The 16,685-nt window shown below is 42.7% G+C and carries 19 protein-coding genes; 9 read left to right on the top strand and 10 right to left on the bottom strand.

The genetic code is table 11. From position 1 onward, the window contains the following. Positions 1-138: 138 nt before the first annotated feature. Complete coding sequence (gene typA / locus IPM65_01780) at positions 139-1,968, bottom strand: translational GTPase TypA (protein ID QQS44309.1); 1,830 nt, start codon at positions 1,966-1,968, stop codon at positions 139-141. An 87-nt stretch (positions 1,969-2,055) separates the two neighbouring features. After that, complete coding sequence (locus tag IPM65_01775) at positions 2,056-2,586, bottom strand: hypothetical protein (GenBank protein QQS44308.1); 531 nt, start codon at positions 2,584-2,586, stop codon at positions 2,056-2,058. Positions 2,587-2,629: 43 nt separating this feature from the next. Between IPM65_01775 and IPM65_01770 the strand changes: the two genes are divergently transcribed. The 3 genes from IPM65_01770 (at position 2,630) to IPM65_01760 (ending at position 4,547) form a co-directional block, all read left to right on the top strand. Further along, the gene (locus IPM65_01770; protein QQS44307.1) at positions 2,630-3,541 is read left to right on the top strand and encodes a CPBP family intramembrane metalloprotease; all 912 of its coding nucleotides are present in this window, start codon (positions 2,630-2,632) and stop codon (positions 3,539-3,541) included. A 101-nt stretch (positions 3,542-3,642) separates the two neighbouring features. Continuing rightward, positions 3,643-3,981: a PadR family transcriptional regulator gene (locus IPM65_01765; protein QQS44306.1), complete on the top strand. Its 339-nt coding sequence runs from the start codon at positions 3,643-3,645 to the stop codon at positions 3,979-3,981. Further along, positions 3,978-4,547, top strand: a complete 570-nt coding sequence (locus IPM65_01760; GenBank protein ID QQS44305.1) for a glutathione S-transferase N-terminal domain-containing protein — start codon at positions 3,978-3,980, stop codon at positions 4,545-4,547. The genes IPM65_01765 and IPM65_01760 overlap by 4 nt, the downstream gene beginning before the upstream one ends. Here IPM65_01760 and IPM65_01755 read toward each other — a convergent pair whose 3' ends face one another. From IPM65_01755 to truB, 4 genes are all read right to left on the bottom strand, one after another. Beyond that, positions 4,548-4,961 (bottom strand): transcriptional repressor, encoded by a 414-nt coding sequence (locus tag IPM65_01755; protein ID QQS44304.1) that lies wholly within the window; start codon positions 4,959-4,961, stop codon positions 4,548-4,550. It lies immediately after the preceding gene. 55 nt (positions 4,962-5,016) lie between these two features. Further along, positions 5,017-5,604 carry an RNA methyltransferase gene (locus IPM65_01750; GenBank protein QQS44303.1) on the bottom strand — a complete coding sequence of 196 codons (588 nt, stop codon included), beginning with the start codon at positions 5,602-5,604 and terminating at the stop codon, positions 5,017-5,019. Positions 5,605-5,996: 392 nt separating this feature from the next. Beyond that, positions 5,997-6,134 (bottom strand): hypothetical protein, encoded by a 138-nt coding sequence (locus IPM65_01745; GenBank protein ID QQS44302.1) that lies wholly within the window; start codon positions 6,132-6,134, stop codon positions 5,997-5,999. 125 nt (positions 6,135-6,259) lie between these two features. Then, positions 6,260-6,886, bottom strand: coding sequence for a tRNA pseudouridine(55) synthase TruB (gene truB, locus IPM65_01740; GenBank protein ID QQS44301.1), 627 nt, complete (start codon positions 6,884-6,886; stop codon positions 6,260-6,262). A 56-nt stretch (positions 6,887-6,942) separates the two neighbouring features. Between truB and IPM65_01735 the strand changes: the two genes are divergently transcribed. Further along, the gene (locus IPM65_01735; GenBank protein QQS44300.1) at positions 6,943-7,590 is read left to right on the top strand and encodes a ferric reductase-like transmembrane domain-containing protein; all 648 of its coding nucleotides are present in this window, start codon (positions 6,943-6,945) and stop codon (positions 7,588-7,590) included. On the opposite strand, the gene IPM65_01730 is transcribed toward IPM65_01735, so the two are convergent. Continuing rightward, complete coding sequence (locus IPM65_01730; GenBank protein QQS44299.1) at positions 7,587-8,405, bottom strand: FTR1 family protein; 819 nt, start codon at positions 8,403-8,405, stop codon at positions 7,587-7,589. The two genes, IPM65_01735 and IPM65_01730, sit on opposite strands and share 4 nt — an antisense overlap. A gap of 235 nt (positions 8,406-8,640) precedes the next feature. Between IPM65_01730 and IPM65_01725 the strand changes: the two genes are divergently transcribed. The 4 genes from IPM65_01725 to IPM65_01710 all read left to right on the top strand — a co-directional run bounded on the left by IPM65_01725 (position 8,641) and on the right by IPM65_01710 (position 13,421). Then, positions 8,641-10,290, top strand: a complete 1,650-nt coding sequence (locus IPM65_01725; protein ID QQS44298.1) for a hypothetical protein — start codon at positions 8,641-8,643, stop codon at positions 10,288-10,290. 25 nt (positions 10,291-10,315) lie between these two features. Then, positions 10,316-11,752, top strand: coding sequence for a glucose-6-phosphate dehydrogenase (gene zwf / locus IPM65_01720; protein QQS44297.1), 1,437 nt, complete (start codon positions 10,316-10,318; stop codon positions 11,750-11,752). An 88-nt stretch (positions 11,753-11,840) separates the two neighbouring features. Further along, positions 11,841-12,755, top strand: coding sequence for a decarboxylating 6-phosphogluconate dehydrogenase (gnd, locus tag IPM65_01715; GenBank protein ID QQS44296.1), 915 nt, complete (start codon positions 11,841-11,843; stop codon positions 12,753-12,755). 39 nt (positions 12,756-12,794) lie between these two features. Further along, positions 12,795-13,421, top strand: a complete 627-nt coding sequence (locus tag IPM65_01710; GenBank protein ID QQS44295.1) for a cyclase family protein — start codon at positions 12,795-12,797, stop codon at positions 13,419-13,421. A gap of 137 nt (positions 13,422-13,558) precedes the next feature. On the opposite strand, the gene IPM65_01705 is transcribed toward IPM65_01710, so the two are convergent. Then, complete coding sequence (locus IPM65_01705) at positions 13,559-14,140, bottom strand: superoxide dismutase (GenBank protein ID QQS44294.1); 582 nt, start codon at positions 14,138-14,140, stop codon at positions 13,559-13,561. Positions 14,141-14,268: 128 nt separating this feature from the next. On the opposite strand from IPM65_01705, the gene IPM65_01700 reads away from it, so the two are divergent. Beyond that, entirely contained in the window at positions 14,269-15,732 is a 1,464-nt protein-coding gene (locus tag IPM65_01700; protein ID QQS44293.1) for a PAS domain S-box protein, read from the top strand. A gap of 136 nt (positions 15,733-15,868) precedes the next feature. On the opposite strand, the gene IPM65_01695 is transcribed toward IPM65_01700, so the two are convergent. Both IPM65_01695 and IPM65_01690 read right to left on the bottom strand, forming a co-directional pair. Beyond that, the gene (locus IPM65_01695; GenBank protein ID QQS44292.1) at positions 15,869-16,261 is read right to left on the bottom strand and encodes a hypothetical protein; all 393 of its coding nucleotides are present in this window, start codon (positions 16,259-16,261) and stop codon (positions 15,869-15,871) included. 44 nt (positions 16,262-16,305) lie between these two features. Beyond that, entirely contained in the window at positions 16,306-16,563 is a 258-nt protein-coding gene (locus IPM65_01690; GenBank protein QQS44291.1) for a GlsB/YeaQ/YmgE family stress response membrane protein, read from the bottom strand. Positions 16,564-16,685: the final 122 nt, after the last annotated feature.

Below are 16,685 nucleotides of genomic sequence, written 5' to 3'. Positions count from 1 at the left end.
ACAAACCACAGGAAGCAAATTCCCGGGTTAATAAAAACCTATAATATTACATCATATTCGATATGTAAATCAATATGATACTGCTTATGATAAGGGAGAGCAGGCAAAAAGAGAATTATGTTTAAGAAAGCAGAGATATTATGACTCGTTTCTTTTTGCCACGCGACGGTCAGCGATGGTGAGGTATTTTTTTCTCAGCCTCAGATTCTTCGGCGTGACTTCGAGAAGTTCGTCATCACCGATGATATCAAGATACTGTTCCAGTGAAAGTGTTGTAGGAGGCTCAAGGATTACTTTAACTCCTTCACCGGATGATCGATTGTTTGTAAGCTGTTTTGCTTTGCAGACATTGACCTCAATATCCCGTTCTTGAGAAGCCAGTCCGACCACCATTCCTTCGTAGACATTTACTCCGGGTCCATAAAACATGACACCTCTAATCTGAGCATTGGCAAGTCCGTAGGTGAGCGTCTCCCCGCCTTGTGTCGATATCAGTGCGCCTCGTCTGATGTTTTCCATATCTGTTCCCAGGGGTTCATAACCGAGAAGGTATGTATGCATGACTGCAGTTCCGCGGGTGTTGGTCAGTAGATTACTACGAATACCGATAAGGTTTCTACTTGAGATTTTATAAATCAGGCGAATTGCAGTATCCCCTTGGGGAGTCATGTTCATCATTTTTGCTTTTCTTTTTCCCAGTTCATCGGTGACCGCACCCATATAATCTTTATTGACATCAATAGTCAGTTCTTCATACGGCTCACATTGCACGCCGTCAATTTTTTTATAAATGACCTGCGGTTTTGAAACTTCCATCTCGTAACCTTCACGGCGCATGGTTTCAATAAGCACGGCAAGGTGAAGTTCACCCCGTCCTGAGACGATAAATGAGGTAGTCTCCTGATCGTCTTCAACACGTAGTCCGAGATCTGTTTCCAGTTCTTTATACAGCCTTGCTCTTATCTGACGGGAAGTTACAAAATCGCCTTCACGGCCTGCAAAAGGACTGGTGTTCGGACCGATTTTGATTTTAATAGTCGGTTCTTCTACTTTGATTTTCGGCAAATGTTCAGGATGCTCCGGATTCGTCACTGTCTGTCCGATGGTAAGCTCAGGAATACCGGCTAAAGCGGCAATATCACCTGAGATAATTTTATCGGTTTCAATTCTGCCTAATCCTTTACTGGTAAAAAGTTTGGTGGCGGTATATGTCCCTATAATCTCTCCGTCATCAACAAGTGAAATTCTTTGTCCTTTTGAGAGTGTCCCTCTTGTTACTTTTCCGATACAGATACGTCCGACATACGGATCATGATCAACGGTCGATATCAGCATCTGGAAAGGCTGATCTTCATTAATATTTGTGTTCGGAATTTCTTCTGCGATGGTATCAAGAAGGGGAGAAAGGTCTCCGGGAAGATCAGATGTATAGTTTGACGGAAGTTCTTTGAATGCTTTTCCGTCACGGCCTACACCGTAAAGAGTTGTGAAATTAAGCGCCGATTCATCATCAGCTAAATCCAAAAAGAGATTTTCTACTTCACGCTGAATTTCAATAGCGCGGGCATCCTTTTTATCGATTTTATTGATGAAAAGAATGACTCTGAGTTTGGCTTCCAGTGCTTTTTTCAGAACAAATCTGGTTTGCGGAAGCGGACCTTCCGCTGCATCGACGAGAAGCAGTGCTCCGCTTGCCATATTAAGAACCCGCTCAACTTCACTTCCGAAATCAGCGTGGCCCGGTGTATCGATGATATTGATACGTTCTCCCTTGTAATCAATTGCAGTATTTTTAGCCAAAATAGTGATACCTTTTTCACGCTCAAGGTCGTTTGAATCCATCAAAAGTTCCTCCTGCATTTCTTTCTGATTGTCACGAAAGATATGAGCTTGTTTGAGCATAGCGTCAACCAGGGTTGTTTTACCGTGGTCCACGTGAGCGATAATGGCAATATTTCGGATGTTCATAGGGAAAGGACAAGTATATCAGAATATATCGGAAAAGTCTTGCATATTAATTACGCAAGAACCTGAAATAAATTCGGGATGACAGTGCTACCGAATATTTGCTCCGTCAATCCCGAAAAACATTGTTGAGAGGTCAATATTCGCAAAATGCAGGTACCATTCATTCCAGACTTTGTACGCGATAATAATTGCCCAAATCAGGAAGAAATATTTCTTGTAGACCCGGTAAGCCTTTGATTCATCTTTTTGGAAAAGCAAAATCAACGCATAAATCATCATTAAAGGTTCCAGAAAATTCTGGAAATAGAAGAAAAAGAGTTCATTTCGTGTTAGAAAAAATAAAATCTGACCGATAGTTCTATATATAAAAAGTGCAATGACAGTTTTTTTGATCCGCCAGCGCATACCCAGAAGCAGCATGAAAATATAAGATACATAATCAGCCGTTTTGTCGACCGTCTGATAATTCATATCACTCATCCCGAGATACTGCAGAATGTCACCGTCAACTACATCCAATATATAGTTAGCCCAAAGTGAGGCAAAGGGGAAGTACAACATCAGTGCAGGGACAACAAATTTAAGAGCAATGACCAATGTAATAAAGAAAAAAGACATACCTTTATTATGCATGATTCTTGAGCGGTGTTACAATGAGAGTATGCAACCGTTATCAAAACAGGTAAAACAGTACATTTTGCTGTCATTCGGATTGAGTTGGGGATTGGCAGGGATGTATTATCTGACCGGTGGGAGGCTTACCCATCGGGGCGCTCTTCTCATGCTTATTTCCTATATGTTTATGCCGATGGTCTCCGCTGTGATTCTTCAGAAATTTGTTTATAAGAAGCCGCTCAAAAAACCGCTTCACATTTTTTTCAAACCGAACAAATATTTTGCTGCAGCACTTCTTCTTCCGTTTATTGTTTCAATAGCCGGGATGGGGGTAAGTTTGCTTTTGCCCGCAGTCTCTTTTTCACCCGGCATGGAAGGTATGATTGAGAAATACGCTTCGATATTATCTCCTTCTGATTTAGCAAAAATGAAGGAGCAGATTGCCTCTTCTCCTATTCATCCGTTCTGGCTGGCAATTATTCAAGGGTTAGTGGCTGCCGTGACGGTAAATGCAATCGCAGCCTTCGGTGAAGAGCTTGGTTGGAGAAGCTATCTTTACAACGAGCTGAAAAAATACGGTTTCTGGTACACGTCAATTTTTACGGGAGTTGTCTGGGGATTGTGGCATGCGCCGATCATTCTTCAGGGGTACAATTATCCTGATTCTCCGGTATTCGGAGTTTTGTTGATGACCGTTTTTACGTTGCTTTATTCACCTATTTTTACGTATATCCGTCAGAAATCGGGATCGGTAATTGCAGCTTCAATCCTTCACGGAGGGATCAATGCCAGTGCCGGACTTGCCATACTTGTGACACGAGGAGGGAACACTTTGTTGGTGGGATCATTAGGATTGTCAGGTTTTATAGTTCTTGCTGTAATGAACCTGGTGCTTTTTATGATAATCAAAAAAGATAAGAATACGCTTCTTTTGAAAGAGGAAGGGGAGAGGGGATAGAGAACGGAAATCTTCGTCTATATCGTTTGAACGCACTTTTCTAATCCGATAGAGGAGAGGTTGACTTTTTTATTTGACTATATTAGACTTGCATATAGTCTATGAGAAAAAACTTTCCGAGAATAGTGATCGAAAATTACTATGAACCCTGTATTTTATACCTCCTTTCACAAGGTCCGAATTACGGTTATAAAATACAGCAGCATATCGAAATGCAACTGAGTTGCAATGCAAATATCAGCAATATCTATAGATGCCTATCAAAATTGCACAAAGAAAAATGTGTAACAAAAACAAAAGAACCCGGCGAGAGCGGACCGGAACGGGTCGTTTATCGGATCACTCCTGACGGAGAGAAGTTGCTTAAGGAATGGGTAAAGGATTTACAGCGACAGAAGAAAATCGTAAATACACTTATTACCAGTTGTATTGAAACATGAAAAACATATCCCAATCTGATTTTAAAAAAGAAGTCGTCGAAAAAAAAGGCACGGTCGGTGTCATTATTCAGACAGAATGGTGCGAACCCTGCAAGCATCTCAGTCCGGTCATTGAAAAGCTTGAAGAGGAATATAAAGGAAAAGATCTCACTTTCGTAAGCGTTGATCTGGATTCCAATCCGAGCTTTACATCGTATTATCGGATCGCGGGATTACCGACGGTCATTTTCTTCAAAGACGGCGCCATGAAGGGACTCTATATGGGTGTAAAAACAGTAGAGGAGTTTCGGGAAATTATTACGGGAATTATTGAGGGAAAAAAGAAGGAAGGTCCTCAATCGGTAAAAGTCTTCTCTACCCCGACTTGTCCGTATTGCCACATGGTCAAAGCATATCTTGATCAGAAAGATATTGCGTATGAAGATGTTGATGTCTCAAAAGATCGGGAGGCGGCGATGCAGATGGTTCAAAAATCAGGACAAATGGGTGTCCCTCAGCTCTGGATTGATAATGAAGTGGTGGTAGGATACGACACAGCCCGTATTGATCAGCTTCTCGGCCAATAATTACTGGCATTTCGGGCATTTGCCGTAGAATGCAAGCGAGTGTCTGTTTATTTGGTAGGAAGAAACGGTATGTGCTTCCTCCAAAAGAACATGTTCTGATTCCAACGAGATATCCTCAATATTTCCGCACGCTGTACAAAGAAGATGATGGTGATGCGGTCGTCCTTTCATTTCATAATGCAGTTCCGTATCTTTCAAAGGTACTTTTTCGATAATATTTTCTGCAAGAAGGAAGTCAAGTTCACGGTATACAGTCGTCACATTCACATGGATTCCTATTCGTTCAAGCATTGTGTGAAGAGCTTTTGCTGAAGTCGGACGATCCGTATTCTCCAAAAGTTCTATAACAGCACTTCTTGCCTGTGTGATACGATGACCTTTGTCCTTTAATTGTTCAATATTGTCGTTTTTCATAAGTTATTGCAATATAGTTGCATTGTACGATAACGGGAAAAGAAATGCAAGAATCTTACCGTTTGAGGAAATCTTCGAGAAGTTTCTGCCGGATATTACTATCGAGCGGTTGGAGTCTTTTGTCACTGATTCGTTGTCTTGTCAATTCAAACAGAAAGATGCTGACGGTTACCGATACATTGAAACTTTGTACAAAGCCGCGCATCGGAATATACATCGTATAGTCAGAAAGCTCCGAAGCTTTTTCAGAAATCCCGCTGTGTTCATTGCCGAAAAGAAGCGCTATCTTTTCTTCCCGAAGATCTGCCTCATACAGGGATTTTGCCTTATCATCAAGAGTTGTTGCATATACTGTATACCCCTTTTTGTGAAGCTCAGTAATACATTCCTCAGTTGAATGATACATACGGAAATCCAGCCATTTGTTCGCAGATCCTGAGGATAATTTCCCGATTTTCCGGGGATTAAACTCTTCCTGATTTTCAAAAATGAAGTACACCTCCTGTACCCCGAATCCTTCACAGGACCTGAGAACGGCCGCCGCATTGTGAGGATCATGCAGGTCTTCTAACACAACGGTAATTCCCTTCTGTCGTTTTGAAACGACATTTTTCATAATTTGAGCACGTTTTTCAGAGATCATGAGAAAATTATAACATTCAACGGAAAAGTGATATACTATGATACATTATCCGAATGCTCTTCAAAGCTTGAGAGCCTGGAGGATAATATCGTATTCATCCGCATGAAATTGAGAAAGGATCAGGAAAGATGAAGAACTCCTTACAGGTTTTGCTGTACGTGATCGTTGCAGCGCTGCTACTGTACGGACTCTGGTTCGCGTATCAGGCCGGCGGAGCGGGTCTGAACTGGCCGCTTTGATTCCGGCAATTCATGTTGACCATGAAGGAATCTTCTTCGGAGATTCCTTCATTCCCTTTAAGGGTTATCACTATGACCTTTGGTGTGAATGAAGGAAAAAAAAGATCACAGCATACCACCGCGGTCATTGACTGTGATCTTTTCAAAAAGAGATTATTTTTTTGCTGTTTTTTTCTTGGTTGTTTTCTTTTTAGCTGCTTTCTTGACGGTTTTCTTCACTGTTTTCTTTTTAGCTGCTACCTTTTTCTTAGCGGTTTTCTTGACAGCTTTTTTTGCTTTCTTTACTGGCATGTTGGCCTCACCACCTTTCAAGTCATGAATTGGTAACAAGACACATTACCTATACATTCACTATACTCTGAAAAGATAGTCATTACAATACTAATTTCGGATTGCAGTATCAATATAATGTAAGATTATTCCAGATGTTCTGCCTTATCGATGGTGTAGTCACCGACAGCTGTGCGGACAAGCGATTTTAGGTAGGCTCCTGTTCCCAGTTTCTCTCCCAGATCCCGTGCAAACGATCTGACATAAAAACCTGAAGTGACCGTCATCCGCACCGTAAAAATCGGAAATCGATAGGTGAGAAGCGTAAGATCGGTTACGGTGACTTTTTTACTGGGCAAAATGAACTCCTCGCCTTTTCTGGCCCGCTTGTATGCCGGAACTCCGTCAATTTTAATAGCTGAGTACCGCGGCGGTGTCTGATCGGTTTCTCCTCTAAACGATTCCAGCGCACTGAGAAGTTTTTCTTTAGTCGGTTTTTCCTGTGGGCCGGTAGTGACAACCGGTCCTTCTTCATCGTCAGTTTCCGATACTTTTCCCAGCTCTATTGTGGCTTCATATACTTTATCCGTCCCTTTCAGGACGTTGTGCAAGTTTCGGGTTCCTTCCCGCCCGATACCGATCACAAGTACTCCTTCCGCAAGCGGATCGAGCGTTCCTCCGTGACCGATTTTCTGACCGGAATATTTTGATTTCAGCTTCCGTATCAAGTCATATGAGGATATTCCTTTCGGTTTATAAAATGCTTTTATCATAGGTGTATCGAATTTCTAGTCGGGGTCCGGGTGGTGTGAATATTGTATTATATGGTATGGAAAACAAACAGTCGATCTTAACCCGATTTTTCCGCCAGGGAATTCATCACAAACAGGACATTCTCCGCGGATTTTACATGCTGTATGCATTCCTTATGGGCTTGTGGATACTTTTTGCCTACTGGACATCACAGAATGTCAATCGTGCCGCCGTGTATGAAGTGGGAATAATGAGCGGTCAGATTGCTCTTATCACTTTTTGTGCCGTCATTACTCCGGGTATCTTACGTCGTTTTGGCATTAGAAACATGATGACAAGTTTTCTGATGGTCATCAGACGTCATTTGGGAATTACGATGTTTTCTCTGGCATTCCTCCACTACTCTTCCATACGACTGTTGCCGATTCTTTTCGGCGGAGCTCCCCTTATCGTTCCGCCTCCTCTTTTTGAGTTTATGGGTGTAGCTGCACTGTATACTCTGGCACCGGTTTTTATCACGTCAAATGATCTCAGCGTCAGCAAGCTCGGCCCCTGGTGGAGACGGATTCACTCAATGGTCTACTTCATTGTCTGGCTGCTGTTTCTCCATGTGGCATTTCAGGACATAGGGATATGGACATTCCTCATCGGATTTTTTGCCGTGGCAGAGACCGCATCACTGATATATGTCGCAGTTGCCGGTAACACACAGAAAGCCGTTTAGGTTTCCTCAGCAGTGCTTTTCCTGAAAAATACAAACCACGTCATAGCGGCGGTATACATCAAATAGAGGCTGACCTGCACATAATCCATTGACTGAGTGATCCCGAAAACTGCTTTTATCATGTCTCCCACAAATGTTCCCTTTGCAGGAACTATATGAAATATCACATTTCCTATCTCGGGGAGCAGTCCTGCTTCGGCAAACTCATGGATCCCGCGTGATAAGAGTCCTGCAGCAAACAAGATCAGGAGAGCGCTTGTCACCCGAAACGCATAATAAATCGGCATCTTCACCGTCGCATTGAAAAACAGATATGAAACAATAAGTCCGGCAATAATACCCGACGCAAACCCTGTAAAAATATGTGCCGGATCGGAAGAAAAGTAGATTGTCGAAAGAAATAGTACAATTTCAAATCCTTCACGGAATACGGCCGTAAAAACGAGTACAAATATTCCCTTCTGTTCCTGCGTTTCCAGAGTTTTCTTCACTTTCTGTAATAGTTGTACTTTGTATTTTCCGAAATATGAATGGAGGAAAAAGACAGCCCATGTGATAAAAATTGCTGAAGTCACCATGAAGATACCTTCGATAAGTTCCTCTACTCTCCCTGTATAAAGCTCCTGCATTTTTACGCCGAGAATGCTGCCGCCGAGAAGCAGTAAAGCGCTTGTTAAAGCGGCAATACCTGTTGCATACCAGACGGTTTTAATACTTTTTGTATGGTTGAGTTTGTATAAAATGCCGAGAATCGTGGCAACGATCAACGTCGCTTCAATGACTTCGCGAAAAGTGATAAGGAATGCAGGTAACATATTGTCAGGGTAACTTATAAAAAAACGACCACTTCAAAGGGTCGTTGTGATAAGACAGTTCCGATTGATCTTGTGAGGCCGGGAGCACTCCTCTTTGTATATCTCCCTTTATTGAAAAAACATTGGCAGTATGATGTAAATTTTATACCGTTTTAGAGTATAAAAAAGCCGGAGTCGTATGTCAATCATTTCTTGCATTCAGAATATCCGTACTTCTGCTAAAATGTGTACAGTTATGGATCAAGAACATTCCCCAACCACGATATATATCAATGCGTACAGATCATTCTTACGTGCAGAAGGAGAAATGAATATAGAACAGGTAGTACGGCTGTATCAGAACATGAGGCCTTCTATCCATAAATTCGCCGATCAGGAGAAAATCGATGTTGAGGCTTTTATGTATGCGTATCTTCGTTTGCCGCCTCATATATCCGAGATTTCCAAAATCGTTATGGCACAGATAGGTGATATCTTTGTGCGGGAAGGATACAAAATAGAGTTCTGGCAGGAAGTTCATGCACCGGCACGCCGCCGCAAGATGTACTATGACGGAGAGTCCCAGCTTGCCGTGTTCATCAACTCCGTGACTGATCTGGATGACATGGTAGGTCTTCTCACGGCATATGAAATCGAGTGGAACAAACTCCATAGCAGGTTGAAAAATGCTAAAGAAATTTCCGCAAAGAACAAAAAAGAGATTCAGGATGTTCTTGAAATTGATGATGAAAACTGGGAACGTCTGGCTCGAATCTGGGATAAAGAAATGTTTGAAAAGCTCCAAAACATCAAAGAAAAGGAAGTTCATTTTAACGTAAGACTGCTTCGGGGTAATTATGTCGACTATAAAAAAGCAGCACAGAGATGGTTCGAAAATATTATTGAACATACGCGGTATAAGGAACTGAGGAATAAGCCTTTGTATTTTGTCTCATCAAACACTCACAGCATCGTAAACAATCTCACCGGTTGGGTCATAGGCATTGAAAAGGAGCTGATCGGATATCTTGAGGAACATAAATCCGAGCGGTTTCTCTCATACTGGAAACAGATCGAGAAAGGAGAGCATCCCGGTTCGAAAGAAAATTTTCTCTGGTACATACTGAAAAAGTATGAAAGGGAGCATCCGGAAATTCGAGAAAAACGGGAAGCTTACGAACGCGAATTGGGTATTGATTTTATTGATGCGAAACATTATCTCGATATCAATGCGCAGGTATTTTCACTGAAAGATGTCGGGAAAACAGGCTTGGCTAAAAAACTGGGGATTGCTCAAGGGAAATTTGACGATTCCGAAGCACTGGTCCTCAACATAGATTATCCTCTCGGCTCAGGAGCCTATATGGTACTCTCAACGATTCTCCACAACGTCAATGATCTTCGCGGTGTATATATTTTGGGGAAAGCCTCATTTTTGCATGCAAACTTGGGTGATATCGGACTACCGACAAAAGTATATGATACGTACAGTGACAATACGTTCATTTTTAATAATGCCTTTACAAAAGACTACTTCACGGAATTTCGTGCGGGAAGTGTCCTGACCAATCAGAAAGTCGTATCTACGAAAGGCACATTCCTCCATCCCGAAGAGGCGATTCAACAGTACTTCATTGAAGATTACACGATAGTCGAGATGGAGGACGGTCCTTATCTGAGCGCTTTATACGAGACGACTCATTTCGACCGATATCCCAAAAATACAACGGTGACTATGCTCAACGCCCCGATAGATATCGGGATCATCCACTATGCATCGGATACGCCGTTCACGAAAGCGATCACACTCGGAACCAGAAACCTCGGTTATGAAGGAGTTGAGGCTACCTATGCGTCCTCCCTTGCGATCCTGAAACGGGTCATTGAGGTTGAGATGGAACGCTGATAGTTACTTATATTGCTATAATCCTATGGAGCATACACCTGTTCTTCCGTCAAAATTTGCCCTGCCTACAATCTTTGTCATCTTCGGTATAACCGGTGATTTAGTCCGAAAAAAAATACTCAAAGCGCTGTATCATTTGTACAGGAAAAAGAAACTCCCGGAACGGTTCCGCGTTTACGGCTTTTCAAGACGGGACTATGATGATGTACGTTTGAGAGAGTATCTCAAAGGAATAATGGAAAAGGGTGAATATGCGCAGCCGGATTTATACGACACATTTTTAGAGTCTTTTTATTATGTAGGAGGTGATTTTTTCAGTCCCGATGCTTACAATCATTTGGCGGAGATGCTCGGGCTTGTAGACGGAGAATGGCAAATATGTTCCAATAAATTATTTTATTTGGCTGTTCCTCCCAATGCCTACTCTGACATTGTGACTCATCTGCACACATCGGGACTTACCAAACCCTGCAGCCCTGAGGAAGGATGGACCCGGGTGATTCTGGAAAAGCCGTTCGGAACGGATCGCAAAACGGCGATACGGCTTGATCGCCAGCTGGGGGAGCTTTTTAAAGAGGAACAGATATACCGGGTGGACCACTATCTCGCAAAAGAAACCGTCAAGAATATCCTGGTATTCCGCTTCAGCAATTCTTTCCTTACTCCTGCCTGGAACAAAGACTATATTGAAAAAATCGAAGTGCGGCTTCTGGAAAAGGTATCTGTCAGGAGCAGAGGTGATTTCTATGACAAGGTCGGGACACTTCGCGATGTCGGTCAAAATCATATGCTTCAGTTACTGGGTCTCTTTTTGATGGATCCGCCTTCATCTCTTGACCCCAATGAAGTAAAAAAGAAACGAAGTGAGGCTTTAGCGTCCCTGCAGATTATGCAAGAAGAAGACGTAAAAAACCAGACAATTCGGGGACAGTTTGAAGGATATCATGAAGTAAAAGGAGTATCTCCTCAGTCAAATACCGAAACGTATTTTAAAATCAAGGCGTTTTCAAACAAGAAAAATTTTGAAGGAGTTCCGATTTATCTGGAATCAGGGAAAGCGCAGGGAAGCGATTTGACTGAAGTGGTTGTGACCTTTAAAGAATCGCCGTTCTGTCTGTATTCCGTTCCGGGAACGCAAAAAAATACGCTCCATTATCATCTTCGTCCGGAAGAAAAAATTACCATGAATTTCATCGCAAAGAAACCGGGATTTACCTACGATGTCAAAGAACATTCTCTCGGATTTAACTATCACGATGCGTATATGGACGAAGAATTTGTAGACGACTATGAAGCGTTGCTTTACGATATCGTGCGCGGAGATCAAACGCTTTTTGTATCAACGGAGGAAATCATGAGTGAGTGGGAATTTATTGAGCCGATTGTCACGGCGTGGCAGTCGACAGGAGAACCAGGGCTTATTACATATAAAAAAGGAACCGTTATTGAGAATCGCTTGTAGTGAGTAGGCAGTAGGCTGTAAACGCCATCTATTTACGGAATATAAGATTGCTGCAAGCTGTCACCTACCGCCTACATCGTGTTTCATTATGAAAAAAGAAATCGGAATAGTCGGACTGGGGAAAATGGGAATGGGTATTGCAAAACAATTGCATGAAAAAGGGTGGAGGGTGATTGTGACAAACCGCACTCCGGCAAAGGTAGACGAGGCCGCACAACTCGGCATGATAGCATCATATAGTTATCAGGAAATGATTTCAAAATTCGAGTCAACTCCCCGTGTTGTCTGGCTCATGCTTCCTGCAGGCGCCCCGATTGAAGAAGCACTCTTCGGTAATCAGGGTCTTTCGGAGTTTTTGGACAAAGGAGATACGGTTGTTGAGGCAGGAAATTCATTTTATAAAGAAGACGCTCCCCGCGCTGAAAAATTGTCAGAAAAAGGTATTCAATATATTGATGTCGGAGTTTCGGGCGGCCCGTCAGGCGCACGAAACGGTGCCTGTCTCATGGTCGGAGGTTCAGCAGAACAATTTCGGAAAATGGAAGAGTTGTATAAAGATGTCTCAATCAAAGACGGGTATGCTCATTTTGCGGGTGTCGGTGCCGGTCATTTTGTCAAAATGGTCCATAACGGGATTGAATACGGGATGATGCAGGCAATAGGAGAAGGTTTTAACGTGATGAAAAAGTCACAGTTCAATCTGGATCTGACGGAAGTCGCGCGGATTTACAATACGGGAAGCGTGATCGAATCACGGCTTGTCGGATGGCTCCATAAAGCGTATACGGAGTGGGGTGAAGATCTGAAAACGATTTCGGGATCAATCAGTCACAGCGGTGAGGGAAAGTGGACCGTTGAGACTGCAAAGGATTTGGGTGAAGAAGTTCCGGTGATAGCTGAATCATACCAGTTCAGACTGGATTCCGAAAAGAAACCAAGCTATACGGGACAGGTCGTTTCGGCATTGAGAGGTCAGTTCGGCGGTCATGCAGTGAAGAAATAGAACTGCGACACTCTAAATTCTTATCAGTTATAAACTACTATGCAATATACAGAAATTATTGATATTTCAGTCCCGCTTACAACAAAAACAACCGTGTATCCGGGGAATCCTTCTGTCATCATTGAGGAACTGAAAAGTGAAACCAGTGCTTCCACGATAAGCAAACTCACAATGGGATCCCACACAGGCACTCATGTCGATGCTCCGAAACATGTGTTTGCCGAGGGGGAAGGTGTCGGTGTGTATGACCTTTTTTGTTTTGTAGGGGATGCCCGCGTGATTGATTGTACACAGGATGATGTTGAAATCAGCAGAAAGACTTTGGAACAATCAGGTATTCAAAAAGGTGAGCGCATTCTTCTTAAGACTGCAAATTCAGGCCGGCTCAGGGAACCGTTTTTTTCCGATTTTATTTTTCTTTCTCCGGAAGGAGCGGCATATCTTGCTGAGGTTGGTGTTCGGATGGTTGCCATTGATTATTTTTCGATCAAGCAAAAAGGATCAACGGATAACAGACCACATACGGAACTTCTCTCAAAAAATATACCGATTATTGAAGGCGTGGATTTACAGGGTATAGAGCCGGGAGAATATTTTCTTTCTGCACTTCCGTTGAAGTTTGATGAACTCGACGGGGCTCCGATGCGGGCGGTTTTGATGAGATAAGGTGAGTTTTCATAGGCGGCTTGATACTGTTTTTTGTGCTCTAATGGGCCTGCTCGTCCGAAACCTAGCGGACTGCGCACCTCCCAGTCGCACAAGAAAACAATATCTTTGCCACCTAAATCGATAGAAATTTTCTTTTATTCCAAAACCTTCAAGACATTCCACCAAGCTTTGATATAGTCGGGTCTCAGATTCTGATATTTGAGATAGTATGCGTGTTCCCATACGTCAAGACCGATAATCGGTGTATCTCCCTGCATGTATGGGGAGTCCTGATTGGGTGTTGAGTAGATTTTCAGTTCTCCGTTTGAATCGACAAGCCAGGCCCATCCGCTGCCGAATCTGTTTGCTGCGGCATTTGAGAATTCTTCCTTAAAGGAATCAACTGAGCCGAATGTTGACTTGATCCGTTCTGTCAGTCCCTCATCAATTTCTTTTTCCGGTCCCATGATTTCCCAGAAGAGAGAATGATTGAGATGTCCTCCTCCGTTGTTGCGGAAGGCTGTTTTATCGGCTTCCGAAATAGAAAGAGATTCGAAATCTTTCATAAGATCGATAAGTTCTTTTCCCTGCAATTCCGGATATTTCTCAACCACGGCATTGAGCTTTGCTACATATGCGGCATGGTGTTTCCCGTGATGAATTTCCATGGTACGGGAATCGATATGCGGTTCGAGAGCACTAAAATCGTATGGTAGGTCAGGCAGTTGATAAGACATAGATAATGAAACTAAATGATAACGGACTTAACTACTCTACATTATAACTGAGGGTAGTGAAGTAAGAGTTTGGAAAGAAATGGGTAAAATATGAGATTTGGCCTTTTCAGGGGCTATAATATAAATAGATGAAAAAACTACTCATGTACCTATTTGTATTTCTGACTATTGTGAGTCTCCTTCTCCTTCCTCTTGATTCAGACAATGCAGAGAGCGTCAGGACTTCATTCATGATTGCAACGGTCATCAGCATCCTGGTGACAATGTACAAGGATTATTTTGCAGGAATCTCGACTTTGATTGTTGCGATTTTTGTTGTGGGACAGATTCTGCATCCGACTGAAAAGCCGTTCTCTTTTGAGGCCGAAACCCTGATGACAATGACGGAATATTTCGTTCAGGGCGTGATATTAAATTTCTTTGTGTATATCCTGCAGCGGGCGCATAGTTATGAGCGGCATCACAGAAAAAAGTTTCAGACAATTCTTTCGAGTATCGGTGAGGCGGTAATCGCCACTGATCGGAAATGCAGAATCACATATATGAATGCAACGGCACAGAAGTTTACCGGCTGGCATTATCGAGATGCCCGCAAAAAACCTATTGAGGAAGTTATGAATTTTCAGGAAAAGACGCTCTCCGACGGTTTCAAAAAAGCAGTTCGCCGCACAATACAGGAAGGGAAGCGGTCGCTTTTTGCACAGGCCGCAGATCTCATTTCAAAAGACACACAAGTTGTAACGATAGATGATTCTATCGCTCCTCTCCGTAATTCCCGCGGTGAGGTTGTCGGAGCGGTGATTATTTTTGATGATATCTCCGAACACAAGCACCAGGAAGAACGACTGGAGTTATTGTTGAGCTCAGTCAGTCATGAGCTGAAAAATTATATAACAAGTATCCAAGGATACAGTTCAATCCTCGAAAAAAAACTGAAACAGACTTCGCAGAGCGAACTGCATGAATACAGTCAGAAACTCAGCAATAAAATAGGGACCATGACCTCAATGATCACCAGCATGTTTGACCTTTCGAAACTGAAAATGGGAAAGCTTGATATGAAGCGGGATGAGTTTGATTTATTGGAGCTTATTGAAACCATTGTGCAGGATACAGAACTGAATCTGAAAAACAGAATTAAAATTCTAAGCAGTAAGCACGTCACGGTCTTTGCGGATAAGGTGAGAATCGGACAGGTACTGACTAATTTACTGACGAATGCCATCAAATATTCTGATACGGGGACTGACATTTCCGTGCAGATGAGAACGATCGCAAATATGGTGCTTGTGACGGTGGAAGATAAAGGAAAGGGGATACCTCAGGAAAAACTGGAAAAAGTGTTTAGACCGTTTTACCGGGCACTTGAAGAAAAGGATAGGAACTCAATATCAGGCTCAGGATTGGGCCTCTACATATCACGTGAGATTGTGAGACAGCATGGAGGCCGTATGTGGGTTGAAAGCATAGAAGGGAAAGGATCACGCTTCTACTTTACCTTACCGTTTGAATCTGCGGAAACAATATCAGAAACGGAAGACGAAGCCGGGCTGCTTGTGAGGATCCGTGAAGTATTATCGGTACATGAGTAGGTTTCTTTACGGAATTATCACTGAATGCTTACCTGCATATAACTTCCGTGAGGTCTAATATGAATATGAAAAAAATTACATACAGGGTAGTAGGGTTTTACCAGATGCTGCCCGAAAGACATCAACGAAAAAGAGCTCAGGAAGACTGAGATGTTTTTTTTGATTTATTGCCGAAAAAAGCCCGCCTGAAAACTGAAATAATCCATGAAAAGGTCGATACCTTCTTCTCTTTTTTTTCAAGATCTACAGACCCCGGTAACGGAGGATCTATCCAACACGAAACAATGATCCATTCCCGGCGGTCATTTTTTTTTGCTATAACTGTCACGGTATAAATATCAAGAAGCTTCACAAACTCAAGACTTCCGGGAGCCTTTCCCTTTCTGGTCTCTTCCGGAAACCGAAACGCTTTCCAGGCAATTTCCTGCGGGATTTTCCGTCCTTTCAGTCTTTCCAGTGCATGATTGGTCCAGATCACTCCTCCGTATGTGCGACTATAGTTCATAGCTATAGTATAAATTATTGCCATAAAAAAACCCCGCCGAAACGGAGGGGTTTTTTATGTCGTTCAGGTTATGCGGTGTTTGTTCTGAATACACGGCCGAGCCAGATAAGAGCAATGGCTCCGAGTGTTGCGACAAACAGACTGTAAAGATTGAATCCGTCAACACCGGTTGCGCCGAAAAGATTCATCAGGAATCCTCCGACAAACGCACCCACAATGCCAAGGACGATATCCATAAGCATTCCCTGCTGAGAATTACTTCCCATAATGACAGATGCGAGCCATCCGGCGACGAGTCCGAGTAGTAGCCAGAGTAATATATTCATATGTGCATTTCACCTTCTTTCATCTCATGAAACTACTAATATATCTATCTTCAAAAAAATGATATGAGCTAAGTGTATGATTCGTTCCACAAGGCGACGTCAAAGTGTAGTGAGAAGCCTGT

The organism is Candidatus Roizmanbacteria bacterium (genome assembly GCA_016700135.1).
GTDB lineage: Bacteria > Patescibacteriota > Microgenomatia > UBA1406 > GWC2-37-13 > UBA1450.
This window is presented reverse-complemented; position numbering and strand designations above follow the sequence as displayed.